This window comes from Micromonospora sp. NPDC047756 (genome assembly GCF_055587245.1).
On the sequence record NZ_JBVJGQ010000003.1, the window covers coordinates 645,304 to 671,113 of the forward strand.

Here is a 25,810-nt window from a genome sequence, read left to right on the forward strand (position 1 = left end):
TATTTTTAAATTTCCGGTTGTTATTTTACCGGTGTTGGTGGGGGGGGGGGGGTTTTATCCCGGACCCCCGGGGGGGGCCCCCCCCCCCCCCCCCCCCCCCCCCCACGCGTCCCCACCCCGCCCCGCACGTCCCCGCGCCGCCGCGCCCCGCCCGTCCCCCGCGATCTTGCAGTTTCGGTTGTTGATTCGTGAGGGATGCCCCTTATGTAACCGCAGAAAGTGCAAGATCGCGGGGCGGGGCGGAGCGGGCGGGCGAAACGGGGTGGGGTGGGGTGGGGTGGGGTGGTTAGGGGGTTGCTTTGATGGTTTCGTCGCCGGCCAGGCGGCCCGTTTCGCGGTCGCGGCTCAGGACGCCCGCGTCGAGCAGGCTGGTGAGGGCGCGGTTGGCGTCGGCGGCACGGTAGACGGTCGCGGCGAGGGTGTGCCGGCGTAGCTCGGTGACCTGCCGTGGCCCGCCCGCCCGCAGCTCGGCCAGCAACTGCTGGGCCAGCGGTTCCAGGTCGGGGTCGCCGACCACGTCGACAGTCGTGCCGGTCGGGTCGAGTGGGTCGCGCAAGCGTACGGCGAACTGCGCGCCGACCGCCCAGAGCGCGTCGCGTACCGCCTCCAGACTCCGATCGGAGCGACTGCCGAACGCGACAACACCGGCAGTCTCGCCGCCGGGCAGCACTGGCGCCACCTCGGCGACCAGGGGAAAGCCGGCGGAGACGAGCACGTCCCGGGCACTGTCGCCGGTGTGCAGCAGCAGCTCACCGGTCCGGCCGTTGGCCGCCGCGGTGAGCACCTTCGGCGTCACCGCGCCGGGCAGGTCCACGAAGGAGAACAGCGGCGCGCCGGCCGCCCCGGCGGCCTTCACCGCGACCGGCAGCCGGTAGGCGTCGCCGGGCAGCAGGTGCACGGTGACCTCGGCGGGCAGGTCCGCCTCGATCGGGCCGAGCCGGGTCGGCAGCTCCGGCGCGCCGTCGGCCAGCACCAGCACCGTCACCTGCCGGCCGCGCACCTGGTCGCCGTGCCCGCCGACCAACCGGAGCGCGGCCTCGGCGGCTGCCGCGTCGACCCCGGCGAGCGCGACGGTGGCCCGCCGGGAGCGGTGCAGGGCCGCGGGCAGCCAGGTCGTCAACTGGCGGACCAGCAGCTCGCGGAGGAAATCAGTGGTCCGGTCGGTCGGCATCGGTCCGTTCTACCGTACGAACGGTCAGACCGGGACGGAGATCCCCACCCCGCCGCGGGTCTGCCCGCCGTAACGCTGCCGCTCGGCGTTCAGGTCGAGCCGACCGATCTGCTTGCGGGCGGCCAGAGCGGTGTCGTCGAGCAGGTCGGCCGGGATCAGCCAGACCACCTCGAACTCCAGGCCGTCCGGGTCCTTGCCGTAGAGGCTCTTCGTCGTGCCGTGGTCGGAGGTGCCGGCCAGTGCGCCGGCCGCGGCGAGCCGCTCGGCGGTGGCGGCCAGCTCGTCGAGCGTGTCCACCTCCCAGGCGAGGTGGTAGAGGCCGACGGTGGACCGGCCGGCGGTCGACCGACCGGCGCCCGCGCCGATCTCGAAGAGGCCGAGGTCGTGGTCGTTGGTGGAGTCGGGGGCCTGGAGGAAGGTGGCACCCCGGAAGCCGTCCGGGGTCATCGCCACCGGGCGGAAGCCCAGCACGTCGCTGTAGAACGCGACGCTGCGGGCGAGGTCACTGACGTAGAGGACCGCGTGGTTGAGCCGGTGGATACCCATGACCCGACACTAGCGCGATTTAGTTGAGCATTCAACTATCGGGGGTATGATGGCGGTCATGACCCGCTGGCTGGACCCCGACGAGCAGCGCACCTGGCGCGCGTACCTCACCGCCACCCGGGCGCTGATGGACACTCTCGACCGTGAGCTGCAACGTGACGCGGGCATGCCACACGCGTACTACGAGATCCTGGTCCAGCTCTCCGAGGCCCCCGGTCGTCAGCTGCGGATGAGCCAGTTGGCGCAGGCCGCGGGGTCATCCCGCAGTCGGCTCTCGCACGCCGTGGCCCGCCTGGAGGCGGCCGGCTGGGTGCGCCGCGAGGACTGCCCCACCGACCGGCGCGGGCAGATCGCGCTACTCACCGATGAGGGTTTCGCCACCCTCGCGGCCGCCGCACCCGGCCACGTCGAGGGGGTACGCCGACACCTGTTCGACGCGTTGAGCCCCGCTCAGGTCGATCAGCTACGCCGGATCAGCGAGACCCTGGCCGAGCACCTGACCGGATCCTGACCAATCGACACCGGCGCGGGTCTTGTACTTACCGTCGTCGAATGAGCACGATGGGGCGTGTCTTCCGGCTTCGGTGAACTGACTGATCAGGCGCACCACCTCGTGTCCTCCGGCGATCTTGCCGGCGCGCAGCAACTGCTGTCCGACGCGCTCACCGACGCCGACCCCCGCCCGGCCAACGCCACGCCCGAGCTGGCCGAGGCGGCCAGCCTTCAGGCGCGGGTGCTGATCGCCCTCGGCGAGCCGCACTCGGCCCGAGGGTGGGCCGCGTTCGCGTACGCGGCCACCACCCGCCTGCACGGCCGCGCCGACCCGCGCACGGTGGCCGCTGCGGCGACTCTGGCCGCGGTGCTGCACCGGGTCGGCAGCCACTCCCGGGCGGCGCGGCTCTACCAGGAAGTCATCATCGAGCTGACCGCGCAGGACGGCCCGGAGTCGCTGCGGGTGCTCGCCGCGCACGCCGACCTGGCCACCGTCGAATACGCGCGCGGCCAGTGCACTGTTGCCCGCGACCGCCTCCAGGACGCCTGGGAGCTGCACCGTGAGGTGTACGGCGACGGGCACCCCAGCGGCATCAAGATGCTGGCGCGGCTCGGGGCCATGCAGCGCGACTGCGGGCAGTTCGCCGAGGCTCACGACAACCTGGCGCTCGCCCGCGAGCTGTGCCGGCAGCACCTGCCCGCCGACGACCCGCTGGCCACCCAGGTGGCGGCCCTGGCCCGGGCGGCGGCCAACCCCGACCACGCCTGCGCCGACAACCCGCCCACAGCTCGGGACACTCCGGTCGTGCCGGCCGCCCGCGTCCCACCGCACGACGACGGGCCGGCCGAATCCGGCTACCACCCGCAGGCAGCCGCTCCCCACCACGTCGGAGCGGTGCCGAACCCCCGGCTGCCCTCCGACGAGGCGGTCGGGTCGACGGGCAGCAGATGGTCGCCCGAACCGGCGGACGACCCCTCGCCCCACCCCGCCGACCCTCCGGTGCCCCCGTCGGTGGTCGGGTTGGCCGGCGGCGCGGAGGAGCAGCCCGGCGTCTACCGCCTGCGCCGCACCGCCGACCCGTACGGGTCGCACGACCCGAACCCACCGCTCGACCAGCACCAACCGTCCGACCCGTACGCGCGGCCCGACCCGTACGCGCAGGTCGAGCCGTACACGCCGTCGCGGCTGTTGCCGGTGCCCGTGCACCGCGCGCCGCCGGAGCAGCGCAGCCGGCTGGTACCGGTGCTGGTGGCCGGTGTGGTCGTGGTGCTCCTCGGCGCGGCAGCGGTGATCGCCGGCGTGGCCCGGGTCGACGGCGACGACGAACCGACCCCGCCGCCGGCCAGCGCCTCCCCCACCGCCGGCGCGCCGGCCAGCACCGCCCCCGCCCCGGGCGGCACGGCACCCACGTCGGCTGCCGCCGCGGCCCCACCCGGCACCCCACCCAGTGCGGTGACCCTGCGCGACGCCCGGGACAGCATCGCGCTGAACTGGACCTACCCGGCGGGCGGCGAGGGCCCGGTGGTCATCGCGGGCGGCCGCACCGGCCAGGCCCACAACATCTTCGCGACGCTGCCCGCCGGCACCACCAGCTTCGTCATCTACGCGCTCAACCGCACAAACGACTTCTGCTTCACCGTCGCGGTCGCCTGGTCCACCGACGTCGTGGCCCGTTCCAAGCAGGTCTGCACCCGCCGCCGCTGACCCGCCAGCCCCGCCAGCACAGCCCCGCCTCGTGGCCCGCCTCGTTGCCCCGCCTCGTGGTCCCACCTCACCTCGCCGACTTCACTGAGCGTGGCATTGACCATCGCGAAGCCCGTCCTGACAACCCGTCACAGCAGACGTACCCCACGCCACGCCGACCCAGCCTTTGCTCTGCTTACCTATCTGCACCACCTCGGATGACCAGCTGAAACGTCGCGGCCACCGCTTCGACACGCGTCGACAGCCATCACGTTGCGTAGCTGTCGCACCCGCGGGTGCAGAGCAAAGGGGGGATCGGCGGGCGGTGGGGGGAGGTCGTCGTCACAGACCGTCTACCTGTGGCCGTCCTCGGGCGGCAACGCTGGCAGGAGCAGGCACACCCGCAGGCCGGGCTGCTCCGGCGCGTCGGTCAGGGTGATGCCGCCGCCCGCCCGTCGGACCAGCTCCCGGACGATGGCCAGCCCCAGGCCGGCGCCCCCGTCGTCGCGGGCCCGCCCGTCATCCAGCCGCGTGAACCGGTCGAAGACCCGCTCCCGGTCCACCATCGCGATCCCCGGGCCGTCGTCGGTCACCGTCACCAGGTGGTACGCCCCGACGCCGGGCCCGAGCCCCGCCCCGGTCGCCGACATCGCTCCAGTCGCCGATATCGCGCCGGCCAGCGACACCGCCTCGCCCAGCGGTACCGCCTCGGCCGCGAGCACGACGCTGCCGTGCGCGTGTCGTACCGCGTTGTCGACCAGGTTGGCCAGCACGCGACGCAACTCCTCGACGGTGCCGATCGTCCAGAGCGGGTCCGTCGGCAGTGTCACCCGCACCGGCGGCGACGGGTAGCGGGCGGCAACCTCGGTCAGCAACGCGCCCAGCTCCACCGGGCCGGTCCCCCGCGTCGGCGGAGTCTCGTCCAGGCGGGCCAGCAGCAGAAGATCGTCGACCAGTCGGCTCAACCGCTCGGTGTCGGCCAGCAGGTTGGCCGTCACCGCCGTCCAGTCCGTCCGGTCGGCGAGACGCTGGGCCACCTCCAGCTCCGTCCGGATGTTGGTCAACGGGCTGCGCAGCTCGTGCGCGGCGTCGGAGACGAAGGCCCGCTGCCGGACGCGGGCGGACTCCAGCCGACCCAGCATCCCGTTGAGGGTGACCGCCAGACGGTGGATCTCGTCGGCCGACGCCGGCACCGGCAGCCGGCCGGCGCCGGCCCTCCCGGTGATCTCCTCGGCACCTCGACGTAGCGCCTCGACCGGCCGCAGGGTGGCCCCCACCACCCGCCACGCCACCCCGGCCAGCACGGCCACCAGCAGCGGGAACGCCACCAGCAGGATGGCCCGGACCACGTGGGTGCTGTGCCGCACGTCGGCCATCGAGCGGGCGACCAGCACGGTGAGCGGGTCGGCGGCGGTGCCGGCGGGTACGGCGACCACCCGGACCGGGCCGACGAGCCCGACCCGCTCGGCCGGCACCTCCAGCCGCTGCCGACCGTCGCGGTCCAGCCGCTCCGGGCGGACCATCGGCACCAGCCGGTCGGCGTCGATCGAGGCCGCCCGGATTCGTCCCTGCTCGTCGACGACCTGCACGCGGACCTGCCCGCCGGCCACCGGCAGCGGGTCGGGCAGCGCGTCCTCGGCGGCGAGCAGGGCGACCGCGTCGGCGGTGCGGAACGCCTCGGTGTCGACGGTGCGCTGGAGTACGAAGCCGAGCGCGCCGAGCAACACCACCCCGCCCACGGCCAGCCCGATGGTGAGACCGAAGACACCGATCGCCATGAGTCGCCCGCGCAGCCCGAGGACCGGTATCCAACCGGGCCTGGCCCGACGGGTGGTGGCCGGGCCGTCGGCGCTCACGTCGCCAGCCGGTAGCCGGCGCCCCGGACCGTCTCCAGCCGGTCCCGGCCGAGCTTGCGGCGCAGGTAGCCGACGTACACCTCGACGGCGTTCGGCGCGGTCTCCAGGCTGGCGTCCCAGACGTGGTCCAACAACTCGACCTTGGAGACGACCTGGCCCGGCCGGCGCATCAGGTAGTCCAGCAGTGCGAACTCCCGCGCGGTCAGCGTCACCTCGGTGTCCGCCCGGGTCACCCGTCGGCGGGCCGGATCCAACCGCAGGTCACCGACGGCGAGGACGGTCGGGCGCTCCGGCGCGCCCCGACGCAGCAGGGCCCGGAGCCGGGCCAGCAGCACCACGTACGAGAAGGGTTTGGTCAGGTAGTCGTCGGCGCCACAGTCGAGGCCGTCGGCCTGGTCGTACTCGCCGTCCTTGGCGGAGAGCATCAACACCGGCAGCCAGTGCTGTTCCGCGCGCAGCCGCCGGACCAGCTCGTACCCGGAGAGGCCAGGCAGCATCACGTCGAGGATCATGGCGTCGTACCCGCCGTGCCGGGCCGCGTCCAGGCCCGCAGGGCCGGTCGTCGCCACGTCCACCGCGAACCCCTCCGCCTGGAGACCCCGTTGCAGGGCGGCCGCCAACCGGGCCTCGTCCTCCACCACCAGCACCCGCACAGCTCAAGGGTGCCACCCGGGTCAATCGGGGCGGTTCGGTGTCCTCAGCGCGTTCACAGCACGGACGAGGCAAGATGGCCGCAGGAGGTGCCACCATGTCCGTCCTGAGAAGCCGTCCCGTCCTTCGCTGGCTGGTTCCGGCCACCGCAGCCGTCGCCGTCATCGGCGGTGGCGCGGCGATCGGCACGTTCGCCGCCGAGGCCGAGCCGAGCCTGCCGCCCCGAACCGCCGCTCAGCTCCTCGTCGACCTGCAGACATCCCGGCTGGAGGGGTTGTCCGGGACCGTCGTGCAACGCGCCGACCTCGGCTTGCCGTCCCTCGTCGGGCTGGTCCCCGGCAACGAGTTGACCACCCTGCTGACCGGCACCCACACCCTGCGCGTCTGGTATTCCGGGCCGGACAAGCAGCGGGTCGCGCTGATGGACACGCTGGGCGAGCAGGACATCATTCGCAACGGCCAGGACCTGTGGACGTGGCAGAGCCGCAGCAACACCGCCACCCACCGCACGCTGGGCGGCGACGCCGGAGCCTGGAAGCCGGCCCCGGAACCGGCAGCGAGCCTGCCGGCCACCCCGCAGCAGGCCGCCGACCTGGCGTTGAACGCGATCGACCCGAGCACCGAGGTCAGCGTGGGCCGGTCGGCGACCGTCGCCGGACAGGACGCGTACGAGCTGGTGCTCCAGCCGCGCGACCAGGCCTCCCTGGTGCACCAGCTGCGGATCGCCATCGACGCCAAGCAGCACGTGCCGCTGCGCTTCGAGGTGCTGGCGAAGGGCAGCGACCGGCCGGCGTTCGAGGTGGCCTTCACCCAGGTCGACTACCGCCGCCCCGACGCCGACCAGTTCCGTTTCAACCCGCCGCCCGGCGTGACCGTCGACGAGGAGAAGGCCGAGCGCCCGACGGGCAAGCCCGGTCACGTCGAGCCGGCGGGTGACCCGCAGGTCCGCGCGGTCGGCGACGGCTGGACGACAGTGCTGGTCGGCCGCCTCGACGGGGCCGACGCCAATCGGAAGCCCGCCCCGAAGCAGGCAGCTGCCCCGGCCGGGACCGGGCCGGACCTGGACATGTCGAAGCTGCTCGGCGGGCTGCCGGCGGTCAGTGGTGACTGGGGCAGCGGTCGGCTCCTCACCAGCAAGCTGTTCAGCGTGCTGCTCACCGACGACGGCCGGGTGCTCGCCGGAGCGGTGACGCCGGAGCGGCTCTACGAGGCCGCGCGCGGCTGATCTCCGCGGTGTTCGCGCCGGGTCGACCTGACGGTCGGCCCGGCGCTTCGCTGTGGCCGGCCCGGGGTCAGGCGCGGCGACGTCACCCGGCGCGCCGGACCGCCCGGCTTGGTGGGAACCGGCGCAACGCGCTATCTTCAACAGTTCGAAGGCACAAAAAAGAACGGCTTAAAAGCCGTTCCTGCAAAGGATTCTAATCTTTAGGGAGACGGCTTGTCAAGGCACTCCGGCGGTTCCGGCGAATTGCCGCTCGACGACGAGATCGGTCGCGAGCAGGAGTACGTCTCGATGCTCTACAACCGGCTGGACCAACTGCGCGAGCAGGCCGCCCACCGGCTCACCGCCGAACTGCACAACACCGGCGGCACCCTCCAGGACCGCTCGCAGCGCGACAGCTCGGTAGCGATGTACGCCGATCAGGTCGAACAGTTCTCCGCCGTGGAGAACGGGCTCTGCTTCGGCCGTCTCGACGGCGACGACGACTCCCGCCGCTACATCGGTCGGATCGGCATCTTCGACACCAGTGGTGACTACGATCCGCTGCTGATGGACTGGCGGGCACCAGCCGCCCGCCCGTTCTACCTCGCCACGGCCGCGAACCCGCAGGGCGTACGCCGTCGCCGGCACCTGCGTACCCGGCAGCGCAAGGTGACCGGGCTCAACGACGAGGTGCTCGACATCGACACCGCCTCCCCCGGCGCCCACGAGGAGCTGACCGGGGAAGCGTCGCTGCTCGCCGCGCTCAACGCGGGCCGTACCGGCCGGATGCGCGACATCGTCGAGACCATCCAGGCCGAGCAGGACGAGGTCATCCGCGCGGAACTTCCGGGCGTGATGGTGGTCCAGGGCGGCCCCGGCACCGGCAAGACCGCTGTCGCGCTGCACCGGGCCGCGTACCTGCTCTACACGCACCGGCGGGAACTCTCCAGCCGTGGCGTCCTGCTGGTCGGCCCGAACGCGACCTTCCTGCGCTACATCTCCCAGGTGCTGCCGACGCTGGCCGAGACCGGCGTGCTGCTGCGTACCCAGGGTGATCTTTTTCCCGGGGTGAGCGCCCAACGGACCGAGCCGGCCGAGACCGCGGCGCTCAAGGGCCGGGCGGTGCTGGCCGAGGTGTTGGCGCTGGCCGTACGGGATCGGCAGTGGGTGCCGGACGAGCCGCTGGAGATCGAAGTCGAGCGAGAGACGCTGACCCTCGACCCGGAGATCGTGCGCGCGGCCCGGGACCGGGTCCGCCGCGCCGACCGACCGCACAACCTGGCCCGCGCGCTGTTCGACGTGGAGATCGTGCACGCGCTCGCCGACCAGGTGGCCGAGCGGATCGGCGCCGACCCGCTCGGCGGGGACAACCTCCTCGACGAGGCGGACCGCGCCGAGATCCGGCGCGAGCTGCGCGAGGAGACCGAGATCCAGGCCGCCCTGGACCGGCTGTGGCCGGTGCTCACCCCGCAGCGGCTGCTGGCCGACCTGTACGCCGACCCGGACCGGATCGCCACCGCCGCGCCGATGCTCGACGAGGACGAGCGGGCGCTGCTGCGCCGCGAGCGCGGTGGCTGGACGCCGGCCGACGTCCCGCTGCTGGACGAGGCCGCCGAACTGCTCGGCGAGGACGAACGCGCCGCAGCCGCCCGGCGGGACCGCATCCGGATGATGGAACGGGAGTACGCCGAGGGCGTGCTGGAGATCGCCCGGGGCTCCCGCTCGATCGACGTCGAGGACGAGGCCGAGGGCGGTGAGATCCTCGGCGTGACCGACCTGATCGACGCGGACCGACTGTTGGAGCGGCAGGAGGAGGCCGACCGGCTGACCACCGCGCAGCGGGCCGCCGCCGACCGCACCTGGGCGTTCGGCCACGTGATCGTGGACGAGGCGCAGGAGCTCTCCCCGATGGCCTGGCGGCTGCTGATGCGTCGCTGCCCGAGCCGGTCGATGACGATCGTCGGCGATGTGGCGCAGACCGGCGCGCTGAGCGGCACCCCGTCGTGGGCGGACGCCCTCGCCCCGTACGTGGAGCAGCGGTGGCGGCTCACCGAGCTGACGGTCAGCTACCGCACTCCCGCCGAGATCATGGCGGTCGCCGCCGACGTGCTGGCCGAGATCGACCCGGCACTGCGGCCGCCGCGCTCGGTGCGGGAGAGCGGCGTACCGCCGTGGGACCGGGCGGTCCCCGACGGCCGGTTGGCGGCGGAGCTGGTCGCCGAGGCCACCCGGGAGGCGGCCGGGTTGAGCGAGGGGCGGCTCGGGGTGCTCGTGCCGGCCGGCCTGGTGGGTGAGCTGGGCGCGGCGGTGCTCGCCGCCCTACCCGAGGCTGCCGTCGGCGAGCATCCGGAGCTGGAGAGCAGGGTGGTGGTGTTGACGGTCGCCCAGGCCAAGGGGCTGGAGTTCGACTCGGTGCTGGTGGTCGACCCGGACCGGATGGTGGCCGAGTCCCCTCGCGGGCGCAGCGACCTCTACGTGGCCCTGACCCGCGCCACCCAACGCCTCGGCGTCCTCCGCCCCGCGAGCTGACCGCGAGCCCTGCCGCCCCGACCGAGCTTGCACTCGGTCGGGGTGGTGGGTGGGGTTAGTCGGTGGATTTGTCCCTGATGGACTTTGCCGGGGCGGTTGCCGACGTGGACTGGTCGCTGGTGCCGCCACCCATCGGGGTGCTCAGGCCACCGGTGGTGGCATCGCCGGTGGTGGTCGGCGCGACGGTGCCCGGATGTCGCTCCGGCTGCCGGGCCACCCGGCGTACGCTCGCCGGCCCGGCGGTGCCACCGGTGGTCGTCACCGCACCCTGCCCGCCGACGGGGCCACCGTCGCGCAGCACCTGTGGGTCGATCCGTTCCTTCGCCGGGTCGAACGGGTCATCTCGCTGGATCTGACTCTCCACATCGGTGCGGGGCACCGTCACCTCGTCGAGGGCGCCCTTGCCGTACACACCGCCGGCGATCCGGTCCTCGGCCTCGCGGGCGGCGTCCTGCCGCATGTCGTCCTCACGCACGTCCATCACCTCGCAGAAGCTGTGGAACTGACTGCGTGCCCGACCACCGGCCGACCAAACCCGCGTGACCGGGAGGTCGTCCACGGCGGTTCACCGTCACGCCGCCCGCTGGCCGCCTGCCCGCAGCCCGAGATGTCCATGCTGTCCCGCGACCGGTGGGAGATGCCCGCCGGCAGGAGGGGATGACAGCGTGCGCACAGTACGCCGTACCGCCGTCGCGGCGCTGGTGGCCGCGACGGTGACGACCGGGCTCGCGGTGCCCGCTCAGGCGAAGCCACGACCGGACCGGACATTCGACGTGCAGGCCCACCGGGGCGGCCTCGGGCTGCGGGTGGAGAACACCCTCGCCTCCTTCGGCAATGCCCTCCAGCTCGGGGTGAGCACCCTCGAACTGGACGTGCAGATCACCGAGGACGGCCAGGCCGTCGTCACCCACGACCGGAAGGTCGCCGGCACCAAGTGCGTCGACACCGCTGCGGTGACGCCCGACGACCCGGAGTTCCCGTACGTCGGGAAGTACATCAACACGCTCAGCCTGGCCCAGGTGCGTTCGCTCGACTGCGGGTCGAAGACGCTGTCGGACAAGCCCGGTCAGGTCGCCGTCCCCGGTGCCCGGATGCCGCTGCTGCGTGAGGTCTTCGCCCTGGTCAACCGCTACCAGGCCAAGGACGTGAAGCTCAACGTCGAGACCAAGGTCGAGGCCGGCGCGCCCACCGAGACCGCCCCGCGCGAACAGTTCGTCCGGGTCACCGCGGGCGAGATCCGCGCCGCCGGGCTGCTCAAGCAGGTCACCATCCAGAGCTTCGACTGGGGCGCGCTGATGCGCATGCGCCAGGTCGAGCCGAAGCTGCCGCTGGTCGCCCTGACCAACTACGACTTCCTTCAGACCGGTCAGCCGGGCGCGTCGCCGTGGCTGGGTGGGCTGGACATCGACGACTTCGGCGGCGATCCGATCACGGCGATCCGCAGCTTCGGCGCCAGCGCCTTCTCGCCGGTGCACGGGATGCCGCAGAACGGCACCGTCACCGACCCCGGCTACAAGCCGTACGTCACGAAGGAGATGGTCGCCCAGGCGCACCGGTACGGGATCAAGGTGATCCCGTGGACGGTCGACGACGTGCCGACCATGACCAAGCTGATCGACGACGGCGTGGACGGCATGATCACCGACTACCCGGACCGGTTGCGGGGCGTACTGGCGCAGCGCGGTTACCGGCTGCCGAAGGCGTACGCCGCGCCGTTCGACATCCAGGCGCACCGGGGCGGTCGGGCCACCCGGCCGGAGAACACCCTGCCGGCGTTCGCGAACGCGCTGTCCAACCGGGCGATCTCCACGCTGGAGCTGGACACCAACGTGACGGCCGACGGCACGCTCGTGGTGCTGCACGACCGCACCGTCAACGGGTCGCACTGCGTCGACACCAAGCCGGTGCGCCGCGGTGACCCGAAGTTCCCGTACGTGGGCAAACCGGTGCACGAGTTGACCCTGGCGCAGCTCAAGACCGTGGACTGCGGCACGAAGACGCTGCCCGAACTGCCCGCCCAGGTGCCCGCGCCCGGTGCCCGGATCCCGACCCTGGACGAGGTCTTCGCCCTGGTGAAGGCGAGCGGCCGCACCGACATCGGCATGAACATCGAGACGAAGATCAGCCCGGTGGTGAACGACACCGAGCCGTACCGCAGCTTCACCCGCAAGCTCGTCGACGCGATCCAGCGGGCCGGCTTCACCAGCCGGGCCACCATCCAGTCGTTCGACTGGCGCACCATCACGTACGCCCGGCAGCTCGACCGGCGGATCGGCACCGTCGGCCTGGTCTGGCAGTACGGCCCGGCCGAGTGCGCGACCCTCGCCGACGAGTGCTCGCTGGAGGCGGTCTACGGCAACCCGTCGGTGAAGAGCCCCTGGACCGGTGGACTGGACTGGTGGAAGTATCAGGACCTCGGCAAGCTGACCCGGGCCGCGGGCGCCGGCACGGTCTCCGCCAACTGGCAGGTGCACGACCCGAAGCAGGGCACTGTCGCCTCGGCCGACTGGTACCTGCGGGAGAACCCGGCATACTTCCACGGACCGGACGTACGGACCCTTCAGACGCGCGACAAGCTGAAGGTGATTCCGTACACCGTCGATGACGCCACTGTGATGCAGCGGGTCATCGACCTCGGCGTCGACGGCATCATCACCGACGACCCGGGCCTTCTGGTGAGCGTGGCGATGCGCAACGGCCTGCGCTGACCTGCCGACCTCCGATCGCCGGCCGGATTTTTCCGGCCGGCGATCGGTGTTACCTGCTCGGGGGCCTCGGGTAGTCGGGGGTTGTCCCCGCCACGAAAGCGAACCGTGCCGTGGCCGAAACGCGGTAGCGGGGCGAGGAGATGCAGGTACGACTCATCGCATCCTGAGGAGGACCAGATGAGCACGCAGGCTGCTTCCACCCGGCCGATGAACCGGCCCATGAACGACCCGCAGAACCCCGCTCAGATGCGGGACATGCAGACCCAGCAGATGCCGGTCATGCGGGACGGGCACCGGAACGACATGCAGGCTCCCGGTACGGAGACCAAGCAGGCGTTCAAGACCACCGAGTTCTGGATCTACCTGATCGCGGTGGCCGCCGTACTGGGCGCGTCGCAGGTCGTCGGGCAGAACTCCGCCGGGGTGGACATCTTCCGGGCCGACAACGCCTGGTTCCTGATCACCCTGCTGACGCTTGGCTACCTCGGTAGCCGAGGCCTGGCCAAGGCCGGCAGCAACCATCGCAGCAGCGAGGAGCGCAAGGCCCGGCACTGACCGGCCGTAGCGCACAGTGGCCTCCGGGAGACTCTCCCGGAGGCCACTGTCGTCGTGTGTGGATCCGTTACTCGTCGCCGCCGAAGTCGCCGAAGTCGCCCTCGAACGCGTCCTCGATCATCTCGCCGGCGATCATGCCGCCGGCGACGCCGAGCGCCGCACCGGCCACCATGCCGCCCATGCCCATGCCGCCTCGGCCGTGGCTCGGGCCGTACTGGGAGCGCAGGCTGCCGTAGCGGGAGGTGGTCTCGCGCAGCCAACCGTCGACGACCTGCGCCCAGTCCACCCGGTCAGCGTCGGTGTGCGCCACCTGGTAGCGGCCGAACACGTCGTGCCCGGCGCTGAGGAACCCACCGCGCTTGTCGCACTCCAGGATGATCTCCACGCCGCGCTGGTTCGTCACGAAGGTCAGCTCGACCTCGTTGATGGTGCTCGCGTACTGCGGGGAGGCGTAGAACTCGATCTCCTGGTAGAACGGCAGCGTCTGCTGCACGCCCCGGATGTGGCCCCGCTCCAGGTCGGCGTGCTTGAACCGGAAGCCGAGCCGCTGGAACGCCTCCAGGATCCGCTCGTGCACCGGCAGCGGGTGCACCGCCACCTGGTCCAGGTCGCTCTTGTCCACGGCGCGGGCGATCGCCAGCTCGGTGCGCAGACCCATCGTCATGCCGTGCAGGCGCTGGCCGTACACGTCGGTGATCGGGGTCTCCCACGGCACCGGCATCTGGAAGGGGATCGAGAGCTGCTGCTTCGGGGCGAGCTGGAGCGCTCCGCTGACCGCCATGCGGTGGAACTCCATGGTGCCCGCGTACTCGGTGTCGTGCCCCTCGACCTCGACCCGGGTGACCAGGCCGATCACCACCTGCTCGATGGCTGCCTCAGCGTCGCCGCCGACGAGGTTGACCTGCCCGTCGAGGGTCAGGCCGGGCCGGGTGTTGGGGTTGGTCAGCACGGTGTCCACGCTGGGACCGCCCACGCCGAACGCGCTCAACATCTTCTTGAAGACCATCGGAACTCCTGTGCGACGCCGACCGCTCCAGGTTGGAGTCGGACGTTGACTCGAACGGCACCCTATCCGGCACCCCTGTGAGGTGGCTGTGAAGCGCCACTCGACGGGCGCGTCCCGCCGGCGGCGCTTGATCGATGTCCGTCTGCCGATCAGCGTCGGCGGAGGGCGGACGTCAGGTGCTGAGCCTTTGGAGCTGATGTCGCAAACGAATCAGGCGCTCGTCAGCCTGGTTCGACGATCACCAACTCGCCTACCTGCTCACCGATCGTGGGGCGGGCCTCCGCGGGCAGTCCACGGTCGGTGATCAGCACGTCGGCGGCTTCCAGTGGGGCGATGGTGGCGATGCCGATCGTCTCCCACTTGGTGTGGTCGGCGAGCACCACGAGTCGACGCGCGGCACCGATCAGGCACCTGTTGACACCGGCCTCCAGCAGGTTGGGTGTGGTGAAGCCGGTCCGCGGGCTGAGGCCGTGCACACCGAGAAAGAGCAGGTCGACGTTGAGCGCGCTGATCGCCGCCTCCGCCACCGGCCCGGTCAACGCGTCCGACGGGGTGCGGATGCCACCGGTCAACACGACGGTCTGGTCGGCGCGCGGGTTCTGGTAGAGCGCGTCGGCCACCGGGATCGAGTTCGTCACCACTGTCAACCCGCGTACGTCGGAGAGGAGAGTGGCCAGCGCGGCGGTGGTGGTGCCCGCGGAGAGCGCGATGGCCATCCCCGGCTCCACCATCGTCGCCGCCCGCTCGGCGATGGCCCGCTTCTCCGCCTGCTGGCGAATCGACTTCGCGGCGAAGCCGGGTTCCTCGGCCGAACCGGGCCCGGCGAGGGTCGCACCGCCGTGCACCTTGTCCACCAGGCCCCGGTCGGCCAACACCTCTAGGTCGCGCCGGATCGTCATGTCCGAGACGCCGAACCGACTCACCAGCTGACTCACCCGTACCCCGCCGCGTTGGCGGATCAGATCGAGAATGGCGGTCTGCCGCTGCTGGGCGAGCAACTCAGGGAACCTCCTTCACAGCGAAGGCATCGGGCCGGTCCTCACGGACGACCGCCACCTCACCGGCCGGTAGTGCCAGCTCACCGACGCAGTATCCCCCGGTCAACAACTCGACGCCGCGCGCCGGTAGGCGTACCTCGGTGTCGGTGTGGTTGATCGCGAACAGCCAGGTCCGGTCGGCGTCGCGGCGGCGGACCACCTCGACGCCCGAGGGTGCCGGCGCCGCCGGGCGGACGTCGGCCTCCGCGAGCAGCCGGGCCACCAACCGGTCGGTGGCCGGCTGGTCCAGCCGGGTGCCGACATACCAGGCGGCACCGTCGCCCACCCGGTGCCGGGTCAGCGCCGGCACGCCCGGCAAGGGCCCATCGGTGTACGAGGCGAGCACCTCGGCGGCGTCCGGGTGCACCCACTCGGTCCACACGTCGGCGGTGCTGCCGTCGTCCAAGTGGACCTGCTCGCCCTCGCGCAGCGGGAAGAACTCCTCGGTCCGGACGCCGAGCAACTCCCGGAACGCGCCCGGGTAGCCGCCCAGCCGGATGTGGTCGTCGGCGTCGACGATGCCGCTGAAGTAGGTGACCGCCGCCGTGCCACCGGCCTCGACATAGCGGTGCAGCGCGGCGACGTCGGCGTCCCGGACCAGGTAGAGGGTCGGCACCAGGACCAGTCGGTAGCCGTTGAGGTCGGTCGACGGATGGACGATGTCGGCCGTCACACCGGCCCGCCAGAGCGAGCCGTAGAGGGCGTTCAGCCGGTCGGCGTAGGTGACGTCGGCGCTGGGGTGCGAATCCAGCTCGACACCCCACCACGCCTCCCAGTCGAACAGGATCGCCACGTCGGCGTCCACCCGGCTGCCGCGTACCTCCGCAAGGGCCCTGAGGTCCGCGCCGAGCTGGCAGACCTCGCGGAACACCTTGGTGTCCGGCCCGGCGTGCGGGACCAGCGCGGAGTGGAACTTCTCCGCCCCGGCCCGGGAGGCGCGCCACTGGAAGAAGAGCACCCCGTCGGCGCCACGGGCGACGTGCGCGAGGCTGTTGCGGCGCATCTGCCCGGGCAGCTTGGCAACGTTGCGGGGCTGCCAGTTGACCGCGCTGGTGGAGTGCTCCATCAGCAGCCACGGGTCGCCGCCGGCGACGCCCCTGGTGTGATCGGCGGCGAGCGCCAACCCGAGGTGCGCCTGCGGGTCGGCGGCGGTCAGGTAGTGGTCGTTGGAGACGAGGTCCACGTCGGACGCCCAGGAGTGGTAGTCCATGTGCTTGACGCCGAGGCCGATCATGAAGTTGGTGGTGATCGGCTGCCGGACCAGCGTCTGCAACACCTCCCGCTCGGCGCGCAGTTGGGCGCGCTGCTCGTCGGAGGAGAACCGCAGGAAGTCCAGCTGTTGCGTCGGGTTGGCGAAGGTCGGCGCGTCGCGCGGCGGGTTGATCTCGGCCCAGTCGCCGTAGCGCTGGCTCCAGAACGCCGTGCCCCAGGCGTCGTTGAGCCGGTCCAGGTCGCCGTAGCGCTCGCGCAGCCAGCCGCGGAACGCCTCGGCGCTGACGTCGCAGTAGCAGTGCACGTTGTGGCAGCCCAGTTCGTTGGAGACGTGCCACATGACCACGGCGGGGTGCTCGGCGTACCGGCCGGCCACCGCGCGTACCAACTCCAGCGACCGCTCGCGGAACACCGGGGAGCTGGGGCAGTACGCCTGCCGTCCGCCCGGCCAGAGGATCGCGCCGTCGGCCCGGCGGGGCAGCGTCTGCGGATGCGCGCGGGCCAACCACGGCGGCGGGCTGGCCGTGGCGGTGGCCAGATCGACCTGGATGCCACCGTCGTGCAACAGATCCAGCACCCGGTCCAGCCAGCCGAACTCGAACCGCCCCGGGGCGGGCTCCAGCAACGCCCAGGAGAAGATGCCGACGGAGACCAGGTTGACCCCGGCCTGGCGCATCAGGTCGACGTCCTCGGACCAGGTTTCCTCGGGCCACTGCTCGGGGTTGTAGTCGCCGCCGAAATAGATGCCGTCACCCTGCCATCGCCGCATGACAGCTGAGGGTGCACCCGCCGGCCCGTCGAAGTCAACAGGTTCCAACATCGAGGTTCTTTCCAACGTTTACCAGGTAACAGCCGGATCACGACTGGGTTATCAGAGGCGAACAGCCCTCTTGACAGCACCCGAGCGCAGGGTAGCTTGAGGCCCCAATGGCCGTTCGTGTTCGCCAATGTGGATTCTCGGTGGATCTCAATGTGTGATCACGACACTGGACCTGCCTGCACCACCCTGACCCTTGGGCGTAGCTCCTTCTCATCCGCAGGAGGCACAGATGTCCCGTCCCCAATCCCAAGCCGAGTACCTGGCTCGGCTCGTACCGCCCTCAGTCGCCGGCATCAACCGACGATCGTTGCTGGCCGGCGCGGCCGGCACGGGCGCGCTGCTCGGCACCGGCCTGCTCGCCGGCTGTGGCGACGACTCCGGCTCCGGCGGGTCCAGCAAGGACGTGTCGCTCGGATCGAACCAGTCCGACCCGAAGCCGAAGGACGTCCTGGCGAAGGTCACCGACGGATTCAAGACCTCGTCCGGCGTGCAGGTCGCGATCAATACGGTCGACCACAACACGTTCCAGGAGAACATCAACAATTACCTACAGGGCAAGCCGGACGACGTGTTCACCTGGTTCGCCGGCTACCGGATGCGCTTCTTCGCACAGAAGGGCCTGGCCAGCGACGTCAGCGACGTGTGGAGCAAGCTCTCCGGCTTCTCCGACGCCTTCAAGAAGGCATCGACCGGCGACGACGGCAAGCAGTACTTCGTCCCGGCGACGTACTACCCGTGGGCGGTCTTCTACCGCAAGTCCGTCTGGCAGCAGTACGGCTACCAGGTGCCGAAGACCATCACCGAGTTCACCGACCTCGGCGCGCAGATGAAGAAGGACGGCCTCATCCCGATCGCCTTCGCCGACAAGGACGGCTGGCCGGCGATGGGCACCTTCGACATCCTCAACCTCCGCGTCAACGGCTACCAGTTCCACGTCGACCTGATGGCCGGTAAGGAGGCCTGGACCTCCGACAAGGTCAAGAAGGTCTTCGACACCTGGGCCGGCCTGCTCCCCCTGCACCAGCCGGACAGCCTCGGCCGCACCTGGCAGGAGGCCGCGCAGTCCTTGCAGCAGAAGAAGAGCGGCATGTACCTGCTCGGCCTCTTCGTCGGCCAGCAGTTCAGCAACGACGAGCAGGACGACCTCGACTTCTTCACCTTCCCCGAGATTGACCCGGCCATCGGCGCGAAGGCCCTCGACGCTCCGATCGACGGCTACATGATGGCCCGCAAGCCCAAGAGCGAGGACAACGCGCGCAAGCTGCTGGAGTACCTCGGTGGCAAGGCGGCCGCGGACATCAACCTCAAGAACGACCCGGCCGTGCTCGTCGCCAACAGCGGCGCGGAGGTCAGCGGCTACACCGCGCTGCAGAAGAAGGCGGCCGAACTGGTCGGGTCGGCCACCGAGATCGCCCAGTTCCTCGACCGCGACACCCGGCCGGACTTCGCCTCCACCGTGATGATCCCGGCGATCCAGCAGTTCATCAAGAACCCCAAGGACATCGACGGCCTGACCTCGTCCATCGAGAACCAGAAAAAGTCGATCTTCACTGACTGACGGCGGAAGGGGGAGGACATCGTGTCCGACCTGCCCCTGATCCAAGCGGATCGCGCCGTGCCGCCGCCGGCCGCGACCACCTCCACGGGTGGTCGTCGTCGGCGGCTACGGCTCATGTCCCGCACCGACCGCGTGGTCATCACGCTGATGGTGCTCGTCCCGCTGCTGCTCGTCACCGGGCTCGTCTGGTTGCCGGCGGCGGCCACCGTGCTGCTCTCCGGCACCAACTGGGACGGCATCGGCCCCCTCAACGAGATCGAGTTCGTCGGCGCCCGCAACTACAGCGACGTGGTGAACATCTACCCGCCGTTCGTGCCGGCGATCCAGCACAACCTGCTCTGGCTCGCGTCGCTGTTCGTGGTCGCCACCCCGTTCGGCATGTTCCTCGCCGTGTTGTTGGACAAGGAACTGCGCGGCAGCCGCTTCTACCAGACCGCGCTCTACCTGCCGGTGGTGCTCTCGCTGGCGCTGATCGGCTTCGTCTGGCAGTTGCTCTACTCCCGCGACCAGGGGCTGATCAACGCCGTCTTCGGCAGCAGCATCGACTGGTACGGCGACTCGAACGTCAACATCTGGGCGGTGATGGTCGCCTCCGGGTGGCGACACGTCGGGTACATCATGCTGCTCTACCTGGCCGGCCTGAAGGGGGTCGACCCGTCGTTGCGCGAGGCCGCGGCGGTCGACGGCGCCTCGGAGCGCACGACGTTCTTCCGCGTCGTGTTCCCGGTCATGCGGCCCATCAACATCATCGTGCTGGTGGTGACCGTGATCGAGTCGCTGCGCGCGTTCGACCTGGTCTGGGTGGTCAACAAGGGCCGCAACGGATTGGAGCTGATCTCCGCGCTGGTCACCCAGAACGTGGTGGGTGAGGCGAGCCGGATCGGCTTCGGCTCGGCACTGGCAACGATCATGCTGGTCGTCTCGCTGGTCTTCATCACCATCTACCTGGCGACCGTGATGAGGGAGAACCGGCAATGAGCACCGCGACCGTCACCCGGCGTACCGAGGGCGGGGCCGACGCGCCGCCGCCCCGACGCAAGCTGACCCCGTTACGGATCCTGCTGCACGGCTTCCTCATCGTCGTCTCGCTGGCCTGGCTCTTCCCGATCGCCTGGGCGGTGCTGACCTCGCTGCGCTCCTACGACTACACCGCCGCGAACGGCTACGTCTCGTTCGGCGGCTGGACCTTCGACAACTACGTCACCGCCTGGCGGACGGCGGAGTTCGGGCAGCACTTCCTCAACTCGGTCTACATCACCGTGCCGGCGGTGCTGCTGACCCTCTTCCTCGCGTCCTGCGTGGCGTTCGTCATCGCCCGGTTCAGTTGGAAGCTCAACCTCGTCCTGCTCGGGATCTTCACCGCGGCCAACCTGCTGCCCCAGCAGGCGCTGCTCATCCCGCTGTTCCGGCTGTTCACCGAGGTCCCGCTGCCGGAGTTCATGAGCGACTCGGAGCTGCTCTACGACAGCTACTGGGGCCTGATCCTGATCAACGTGGCCTTCCAGTGCGGTTTCTGTGTCTTCGTGCTCAGCAACTACATGAAGGCGCTGCCCCGTGACCTGTACGAGGCGGCGATGGTCGACGGGGCGAGCATCTGGCGACAGTACTGGCAGGTCACCATGCCGCTGTGCCGGCCGGCCCTGGCCGCGCTGGCGACGCTGGAGGTGACCTGGATCTACAACGAGTTCTTCTGGGCCACCGTCCTCATGCGCACCGGCGACAAGTTCCCGGTGACCAGCTCGCTCAACAACCTGCGCGGTGAGTTCTTCACCGACAACAACCTGGTCTCCGCGGGCAGCGTGCTCGTCGCGATCCCCACCCTGGTGATCTTCTTTATGCTCCAGCGGCACTTCGTTCGGGGCCTGACCTTGGGAGCATCCAAAGGATGACGATCCTGCACCTGCGCCGCGCGCGGACCAGCCTGGTGCTCGACGCGCGCGGCCCGGGGCTGCCCCGGGTCGTGCACTGGGGCGGCGACGTCGGCGCCCTCGACGACGACGGCCTGCGCCAGCTCAGCGACGCGACGGTGCCGCCGGTGGTGCCGAGCAGCTTCGACGAGCCGACAGTGCTGTCCCTGCTGCCGGAGGCGAGCGCCGGCTGGAGCGGCCGACCAGGTCTGGCCGGGCACCGCGACGGACGAGACTGGTCCACCGCGTTCCGGCTGGACGGGTTGGACGGGCACGACACCGGGTCGGGCGCGGCGCTGCTGACCGTGCGGGCGTCGGACCCAGCCGCCGGGCTGACCCTGACCATCGAGATCACGCTCGACCCGTACGGCCTGCTGACCGTTCGGCACCGGCTGCGCAACGACGGCGACAGCGCGTACGAGCTGCGGGAGCTGACATCGGCGCTGCCGGTGCCGGCGGTCGCCACCGAGCTGCTCGACCTGACCGGCCGGTGGTGTCGGGAACGGTCCCCGCAGCGGCACCCGTGGCAGCACGGCACCTGGGTCCGCGAGGGCCGGCGCGGCCGCACCGGGCACGACGCCACTCTGCTGCTGGTGGCCGGGACCGCCGGGTTCGGCTTCGGCCACGGGGAGGTCTGGGCGGTGCACACCGCCTGGAGCGGCGACCACGTCACGTTCGCCGAACGCCGCCCCACCGGAGAGTCCACGGTGGGTGGTGGAGAGCTGCTGGCTCCCGGCGAGGTCCGGCTCGGCCCCGGCGAGTCCTACGAGACTCCCCTGCTCTACGCCGTCTGGTCCGACACCGGGCTGGACGGGCTCAGCGACGTGCTGCACACCCACCTCCGGGACCGCCCCGGGCACCCGCGCTCCCCCCGCCCGGTGACCCTCAACGTGTGGGAGGCGGTCTACTTCGACCACGACCTGGACCGGCTGCGGGCGCTCGCCGACCGGGCCGCGCAGATCGGCGTGGAGCGGTTCGTGCTCGACGACGGTTGGTTCCGCGGCCGGCGCGACGACACCGCCGGGCTCGGCGACTGGTACGTGGACGAGGACGTCTGGCCCGACGGCCTGCACCCGCTGATCGAGCACGTCACCGGCCAGGGTCTCCAGTTCGGCCTCTGGGTCGAGCCGGAGATGGTCAACCCCGACTCGGACCTGTTCCGCGCGCACCCCGACTGGGTGCTCGCCGGCCCCGGGCGGCTGCCGCCGGCCTGGCGTCACCAGCAGGTGCTCGACCTGGGCCGCCCCGAGGCGTACGCCTACGTGCTGGAACGTCTCGACACGCTGCTCACCGACCACCCCGGCATCCGGTACCTCAAGTGGGACCAGAACCGGGACCTCACCGAGGCCGGGCACCACGGCCACCCCGGGGTGCACGGGCAGACCCTCGCGGTCTACCGGCTCTTCGACGAGTTGCGCGATCGACACCCCGGCGTCGAGATCGAGAGCTGCTCGTCCGGCGGGGCCCGGGTGGACCTCGCCATCCTGGCGCGTACCGACCGGGTCTGGGCCAGCGACTGCAACGACGCCCTGGAGCGGCTCAGCATCCAACGCTGGACGGGGCTGCTACTGCCACCGGAGCTGATCGGCACCCACATCGGCCCGGAACGCTCACACACCACCCACCGCGTACACGACCTGGGTTTCCGGGCGGCGACCGCGCTCTTCGGCCACCACGGCATCGAGTGGGACATCGCCTCGATCAGCGCAGCCGAGCAGACCGAGCTGGCCGCCTGGGTGGCGCTGCACAAACGGCTGCGTCCGCTGCTGCACGCTGGTCGGGTGATCCGGGTCGACCACCCGGACCCGGCCGTCTGGGCGCACGGCGTGGTCGCCCACGACAACACCCGAGCGGTGTACGCGGTGGCCCGGCTGACCACATCGGTGACGCAGGTCCCCGGCGCGGTGCGGCTGCCCGGCCTCGACCCCGGCCGGCGGTACCGGGTGCGACAGGTGTCGGGCGTACCGGGCCCGGCGAGCATCGAACTGTCCCCGCCCACCTGGCTGGCGGGTGGTCTCACCCTCAGCGGGGCGGCGCTGGCCCGGGTGGGTGTGCAACTGCCCGCCCTGCACCCGGAGCAGAGCCTGGTGCTGGAGGTCGACGCCGTCGGCTAGAAATTCTCTTGCTCGGGGTGTCGAGAACGGCGGGGCCGGCTTCTACCTCAGGGTGAGAGCACCGACGACGGTGCCCAGGCGTGAGGAGCCAAGATGAAGTACATGCTGCTGATGCAGTTCAGCGCCGCCGGGACCGACTTCCCGAGCATCGACACCTGGACCCAGGACGAGGTCCGGGCGCACATCGCCTTCATGGGCGAGGTCAACGCCAAGCTCACCGCCGCCGGTGAGTGGGTCGACGGGCAGGGCCTCGGTGGCCCGCAGCAGGCTCGGATCGTCCGCGCCGGTGAGGGCGGGGCACCGGTGGTCACCGAGGGGCCGTTCGCCGAGACGAAGGAGTTCCTGGCCGGCTTCTGGATCGTCGACTGCGAGAGCCCGCAGCGGGCCGTGGAGTTGGCCGCGCACATCTCCACGGCACCCGGCCCCGGTGGCCGACCGCTGAACATGCCAGTCGAGGTGCACCCGGTGATGTCCGCCCCGGCACAGGAGCTGTGAGGACTGAACACCGATCTCCGCATCGAGGACCTGCTGCGCGAGTTGGCGCCGCAGGTCCTCGGCGTGCTCAGCCGCCGCTTCGGTGACTTCGCCACCGCTGAGGACGCGGTCCAGGAGGCGCTGCTGGCCGCCGCCACCCAGTGGCCGACCGAGGGACTGCCGGCGAACCCCCGTGGCTGGCTGATCCAGGTCGGCTACCGGCGAATGATCGAGCTGGTCCGCGGTGAGCAGGCCAGACGCCGCCGGGAGGACCTGGTCGCCCGCCGGGATCCGGACGACCAGCGGTACGCGCCAGCCCCGGACGAGGAGTTGACCGCCGAGCGGGACGACACGCTGGTGCTGCTCTTCCTCTGCTGTCACCCGGCGCTCGCGCCGACGTCGGCGGTGGCACTGACCCTGCGCGCCGTCGGTGGGTTGAGCACCGCCGAGATCGCCCGCGCGTTCCTGGTGCCCGAGGCGACGATGGCGCAGCGGATCAGCCGGGCCAAGCAGCGCATCCGGGCATCCGGGCTGCCGTTCCGGATGCCCGATCCGGCGGAGCGGGCGGACCGGTTGGTCGCCGTACGGCAGGTGCTCTACCTGGTCTTCACCGAGGGCCACACCAGCACCACCGGGCCGGACCTGCGTCGCGTCGACCTCGCGGTGGAGGCGACCCGGCTGACCCGCGCGCTGCACACGCTGCTGCCCAACGACAGCGAATCAGCCGGGCTACTGGCATTGATGCTGCTCACCGAGGCCCGCGGTCCGGCGCGGACCGGGCCGTCCGGCGAGCTGATCTCACTGGCCGATCAGGACCGCAGCCGATGGGACTCGACGGCGATCGCCGAAGGCGTCGCACTGGTCACCTGGGCCCTGCCGCGCGGGCCGGTCGGTCCGTACCAGGTGCAGGCCGCCATCGCCGCCCTGCACGACGAGGCGCCGAGCGCCGAGCAGACCGACTGGCCGCAGATCCTGGCGCTGTACGAAGTGCTGGAACGCTTGGCCGCCAGCCCGGTGGTGGCCCTCAACCGGGCCGTCGCGACGGCCATGGTGCACGGACCGGCCGCCGGCCTGGCTGCCCTCGACGGGCTGACAGACGACCCGCAGTTGGCCGGACACCACCGGCTGGCCGCCGCCCGCGCCCACCTGCACGAGATGGCCGGTGACCAGGCCCAGGCGATCGCCGGCTATCGGATCGCCGCCGCCCGCACGAGCAGCCGCCCCGAGCAGCTCTACCTGACCATGCGAGCAGCCCGACTGGCCGCCCAGCCCGGGGACGGCCCGCCTCCAACTGTCACAGCCGAGAACGACCTGTCTGCCTCAGCGGTTCTGCCCGTCGATCGATCGCGGTAGGCGACGTGTCGCGACCCCGGGGCCCCGCTCCGAAAGCGCCCCATTGAGGTACGGCAGCAGCCTCACCCGCCACGGCTGACAATCTTGGACAGTTTCCGTCATCGCGAAACGGAAAGTGTCCAAGATCTACCATGCCGGTGCCTTCGCACCTCCACCTCCACCTCCACCTCCACCTCCACCTCCACCGCCACCGCCGTCGCCGTCGCCGTCGGGACCGCCGTCGCCGTCACGGTCGGGACCACCGGGCGGGCCGGCACCCCCTCACTCGACGCGCATCAGCAGGCGGCCGCGTGCCGTACCACCTTTGGAGCTGATGCCGTAAACGATTCATCCACGGCCGGAACAACGGAACGGCCGAGTACGACGGTCGGGACCACCGGGCGGGCCAGCACCCCTCACTCGACCACATCAGCAGGCGGCCGCGTGCGGGACCGCCTTGAGAGCTGATGCCGTAGACGAATCATCCACGGCCGGAGCGGCCGAGCGGCGCGGGCCGGAGCGGCGGAGTGCGACGGGGGCGACGGTCGGGACCACAGGGCGGGCCGGCGCCCCCTCACTCGACGCGCATCAGCAGGCGGCCGTGTGCCTTACCACCTTCGGAGCTGATGCCGTAAACGAATCATCCACGGCCGGAGCAGCGCGGGCCGACGCGGACCGGAGCGGACCGGACCGCCGGAGGCGGCGGGGCCGCGCAGGGCGGGGCCGGCCTCCGGGGCGGCGGCCTCAGGGGCGGCGGAGACCGGGGCGGCGGAAGCCGGAGCGGCGGAAGCCGGGGCGGCGGAAGCCGGAGCGGCGGAAGCCGGAGCGGCGGAAGCCGGAGCGGCGGAAGCCGGAGCGGCGGAAGCCGGAGCGGCGGAAGCCGGAGCGGCGGAAGCCGGAGCGGCGGAAGCCGGAGCGGCGGAAGCCGGAGCGGCGGAAGCCGGAGCGGCGGTA

At 71.3% G+C, this 25,810-nt stretch carries 21 protein-coding genes; 12 read left to right on the plus strand and 9 right to left on the minus strand.

Annotated elements, in window-relative coordinates; translation table 11 throughout:
* Nucleotides 1-286: 286 nt before the first annotated feature.
* Nucleotides 287-1,171 (minus strand): hypothetical protein, encoded by an 885-nt coding sequence (locus ACZ6NZ_RS12345; protein ID WP_465858254.1) that lies wholly within the window; start codon nucleotides 1,169-1,171, stop codon nucleotides 287-289.
* 24 nt (nucleotides 1,172-1,195) lie between these two features.
* Nucleotides 1,196-1,717 carry a VOC family protein gene (locus tag ACZ6NZ_RS12350; protein ID WP_357201482.1) on the minus strand — a complete coding sequence of 174 codons (522 nt, stop codon included), beginning with the start codon at nucleotides 1,715-1,717 and terminating at the stop codon, nucleotides 1,196-1,198.
* A 49-nt stretch (nucleotides 1,718-1,766) separates the two neighbouring features.
* On the opposite strand from ACZ6NZ_RS12350, the gene ACZ6NZ_RS12355 reads away from it, so the two are divergent.
* Together ACZ6NZ_RS12355 and ACZ6NZ_RS12360 are read left to right on the plus strand one after the other, a co-directional pair.
* Nucleotides 1,767-2,228: a MarR family winged helix-turn-helix transcriptional regulator gene (locus ACZ6NZ_RS12355; RefSeq protein WP_465858421.1), complete on the plus strand. Its 462-nt coding sequence runs from the start codon at nucleotides 1,767-1,769 to the stop codon at nucleotides 2,226-2,228.
* Nucleotides 2,229-2,285: 57 nt separating this feature from the next.
* Entirely contained in the window at nucleotides 2,286-3,914 is a 1,629-nt protein-coding gene (locus ACZ6NZ_RS12360) for a tetratricopeptide repeat protein (RefSeq protein ID WP_465858256.1), read from the plus strand.
* Between the two features lie 332 nt (nucleotides 3,915-4,246).
* Here ACZ6NZ_RS12360 and ACZ6NZ_RS12365 read toward each other — a convergent pair whose 3' ends face one another.
* Together ACZ6NZ_RS12365 and ACZ6NZ_RS12370 are read right to left on the minus strand one after the other, a co-directional pair.
* Nucleotides 4,247-5,671, minus strand: coding sequence for a sensor histidine kinase (locus ACZ6NZ_RS12365; RefSeq protein ID WP_465858422.1), 1,425 nt, complete (start codon nucleotides 5,669-5,671; stop codon nucleotides 4,247-4,249).
* A gap of 74 nt (nucleotides 5,672-5,745) precedes the next feature.
* Nucleotides 5,746-6,402: a response regulator transcription factor gene (locus ACZ6NZ_RS12370; RefSeq protein ID WP_366607366.1), complete on the minus strand. Its 657-nt coding sequence runs from the start codon at nucleotides 6,400-6,402 to the stop codon at nucleotides 5,746-5,748.
* A gap of 95 nt (nucleotides 6,403-6,497) precedes the next feature.
* On the opposite strand from ACZ6NZ_RS12370, the gene ACZ6NZ_RS12375 reads away from it, so the two are divergent.
* Nucleotides 6,498-7,625, plus strand: a complete 1,128-nt coding sequence (locus ACZ6NZ_RS12375) for a LolA family protein (RefSeq protein WP_465858259.1) — start codon at nucleotides 6,498-6,500, stop codon at nucleotides 7,623-7,625.
* Between the two features lie 213 nt (nucleotides 7,626-7,838).
* Nucleotides 7,839-10,133, plus strand: a complete 2,295-nt coding sequence (locus ACZ6NZ_RS12380) for a HelD family protein (RefSeq protein WP_366607363.1) — start codon at nucleotides 7,839-7,841, stop codon at nucleotides 10,131-10,133.
* Between the two features lie 55 nt (nucleotides 10,134-10,188).
* Here ACZ6NZ_RS12380 and ACZ6NZ_RS12385 read toward each other — a convergent pair whose 3' ends face one another.
* Nucleotides 10,189-10,608, minus strand: a complete 420-nt coding sequence (locus tag ACZ6NZ_RS12385) for a hypothetical protein (RefSeq protein ID WP_357263785.1) — start codon at nucleotides 10,606-10,608, stop codon at nucleotides 10,189-10,191.
* Nucleotides 10,609-10,798: 190 nt separating this feature from the next.
* Between ACZ6NZ_RS12385 and ACZ6NZ_RS12390 the strand changes: the two genes are divergently transcribed.
* Both ACZ6NZ_RS12390 and ACZ6NZ_RS12395 read left to right on the plus strand, forming a co-directional pair.
* Nucleotides 10,799-12,841: a glycerophosphodiester phosphodiesterase family protein gene (locus ACZ6NZ_RS12390; protein WP_465858262.1), complete on the plus strand. Its 2,043-nt coding sequence runs from the start codon at nucleotides 10,799-10,801 to the stop codon at nucleotides 12,839-12,841.
* A gap of 177 nt (nucleotides 12,842-13,018) precedes the next feature.
* Nucleotides 13,019-13,396, plus strand: a complete 378-nt coding sequence (locus tag ACZ6NZ_RS12395; protein ID WP_357231521.1) for a hypothetical protein — start codon at nucleotides 13,019-13,021, stop codon at nucleotides 13,394-13,396.
* Between the two features lie 67 nt (nucleotides 13,397-13,463).
* Here the strand turns inward: ACZ6NZ_RS12395 and ACZ6NZ_RS12400 are convergent, their stop codons facing one another.
* The 3 genes from ACZ6NZ_RS12400 to ACZ6NZ_RS12410 all read right to left on the minus strand — a co-directional run bounded on the left by ACZ6NZ_RS12400 (nucleotide 13,464) and on the right by ACZ6NZ_RS12410 (nucleotide 17,420).
* Entirely contained in the window at nucleotides 13,464-14,402 is a 939-nt protein-coding gene (locus ACZ6NZ_RS12400; protein ID WP_465858264.1) for a sporulation protein, read from the minus strand.
* Nucleotides 14,403-14,623: 221 nt separating this feature from the next.
* Nucleotides 14,624-15,400: a DeoR/GlpR family DNA-binding transcription regulator gene (locus ACZ6NZ_RS12405; RefSeq protein ID WP_366607355.1), complete on the minus strand. Its 777-nt coding sequence runs from the start codon at nucleotides 15,398-15,400 to the stop codon at nucleotides 14,624-14,626.
* A gap of 1 nt (nucleotide 15,401) precedes the next feature.
* Complete coding sequence (locus ACZ6NZ_RS12410; protein WP_465858267.1) at nucleotides 15,402-17,420, minus strand: beta-galactosidase; 2,019 nt, start codon at nucleotides 17,418-17,420, stop codon at nucleotides 15,402-15,404.
* Nucleotides 17,421-17,700: 280 nt separating this feature from the next.
* On the opposite strand from ACZ6NZ_RS12410, the gene ACZ6NZ_RS12415 reads away from it, so the two are divergent.
* The 6 genes from ACZ6NZ_RS12415 (at nucleotide 17,701) to ACZ6NZ_RS12440 (ending at nucleotide 24,877) form a co-directional block, all read left to right on the plus strand.
* On the plus strand, nucleotides 17,701-19,029 hold the full coding sequence (locus tag ACZ6NZ_RS12415; RefSeq protein WP_465858269.1) for an ABC transporter substrate-binding protein: 1,329 nt from the start codon (nucleotides 17,701-17,703) through the stop codon (nucleotides 19,027-19,029).
* A 21-nt stretch (nucleotides 19,030-19,050) separates the two neighbouring features.
* Entirely contained in the window at nucleotides 19,051-20,007 is a 957-nt protein-coding gene (locus tag ACZ6NZ_RS12420; RefSeq protein WP_465858271.1) for a carbohydrate ABC transporter permease, read from the plus strand.
* A complete protein-coding gene (locus tag ACZ6NZ_RS12425; RefSeq protein ID WP_465858273.1) occupies nucleotides 20,004-20,918 on the plus strand; it encodes a carbohydrate ABC transporter permease in 915 nt (304 codons plus the stop codon). Before ACZ6NZ_RS12420 ends, ACZ6NZ_RS12425 begins: the two co-directional genes overlap by 4 nt.
* Nucleotides 20,915-23,050, plus strand: coding sequence for an alpha-galactosidase (locus ACZ6NZ_RS12430; RefSeq protein WP_465858275.1), 2,136 nt, complete (start codon nucleotides 20,915-20,917; stop codon nucleotides 23,048-23,050). Before ACZ6NZ_RS12425 ends, ACZ6NZ_RS12430 begins: the two co-directional genes overlap by 4 nt.
* A gap of 93 nt (nucleotides 23,051-23,143) precedes the next feature.
* Nucleotides 23,144-23,545: a YciI family protein gene (locus ACZ6NZ_RS12435; protein WP_465858277.1), complete on the plus strand. Its 402-nt coding sequence runs from the start codon at nucleotides 23,144-23,146 to the stop codon at nucleotides 23,543-23,545.
* A gap of 3 nt (nucleotides 23,546-23,548) precedes the next feature.
* The gene (locus ACZ6NZ_RS12440; protein WP_465858423.1) at nucleotides 23,549-24,877 is read left to right on the plus strand and encodes an RNA polymerase sigma factor; all 1,329 of its coding nucleotides are present in this window, start codon (nucleotides 23,549-23,551) and stop codon (nucleotides 24,875-24,877) included.
* 723 nt (nucleotides 24,878-25,600) lie between these two features.
* Here ACZ6NZ_RS12440 and ACZ6NZ_RS12445 read toward each other — a convergent pair.
* A partial coding sequence (locus ACZ6NZ_RS12445) for a hypothetical protein (RefSeq protein ID WP_465858279.1) occupies nucleotides 25,601-25,810 on the minus strand: 210 nt, incomplete at its 5' end.

Bases quoted from the DNA above. Each gene is read 5' to 3' on its own strand.
- ACZ6NZ_RS12365 (WP_465858422.1), bottom strand. From the start codon at position 5,671: ATGGCGATCGGTGTCTTCGGTCTCACCATCGGGCTGGCCGTGGGCGGG.
- ACZ6NZ_RS12430 (WP_465858275.1), top strand. From the start codon at position 20,915: ATGACGATCCTGCACCTGCGCCGCGCGCGGACCAGCCTGGTGCTCGAC.
- ACZ6NZ_RS12395 (WP_357231521.1), top strand. From the start codon at position 13,019: ATGAGCACGCAGGCTGCTTCCACCCGGCCGATGAACCGGCCCATGAAC.
- ACZ6NZ_RS12410 (WP_465858267.1), bottom strand. From the start codon at position 17,420: ATGCGGCGATGGCAGGGTGACGGCATCTATTTCGGCGGCGACTACAAC.
- ACZ6NZ_RS12415 (WP_465858269.1), top strand. From the start codon at position 17,701: ATGTCCCGTCCCCAATCCCAAGCCGAGTACCTGGCTCGGCTCGTACCG.
- ACZ6NZ_RS12355 (WP_465858421.1), top strand. From the start codon at position 1,767: ATGGCGGTCATGACCCGCTGGCTGGACCCCGACGAGCAGCGCACCTGG.
- ACZ6NZ_RS12350 (WP_357201482.1), bottom strand. From the start codon at position 1,717: ATGGGTATCCACCGGCTCAACCACGCGGTCCTCTACGTCAGTGACCTC.
- ACZ6NZ_RS12375 (WP_465858259.1), top strand. From the start codon at position 6,498: ATGTCCGTCCTGAGAAGCCGTCCCGTCCTTCGCTGGCTGGTTCCGGCC.
- ACZ6NZ_RS12435 (WP_465858277.1), top strand. From the start codon at position 23,144: ATGAAGTACATGCTGCTGATGCAGTTCAGCGCCGCCGGGACCGACTTC.
- ACZ6NZ_RS12345 (WP_465858254.1), bottom strand. From the start codon at position 1,171: ATGCCGACCGACCGGACCACTGATTTCCTCCGCGAGCTGCTGGTCCGC.
- ACZ6NZ_RS12400 (WP_465858264.1), bottom strand. From the start codon at position 14,402: ATGGTCTTCAAGAAGATGTTGAGCGCGTTCGGCGTGGGCGGTCCCAGC.
- ACZ6NZ_RS12425 (WP_465858273.1), top strand. From the start codon at position 20,004: ATGAGCACCGCGACCGTCACCCGGCGTACCGAGGGCGGGGCCGACGCG.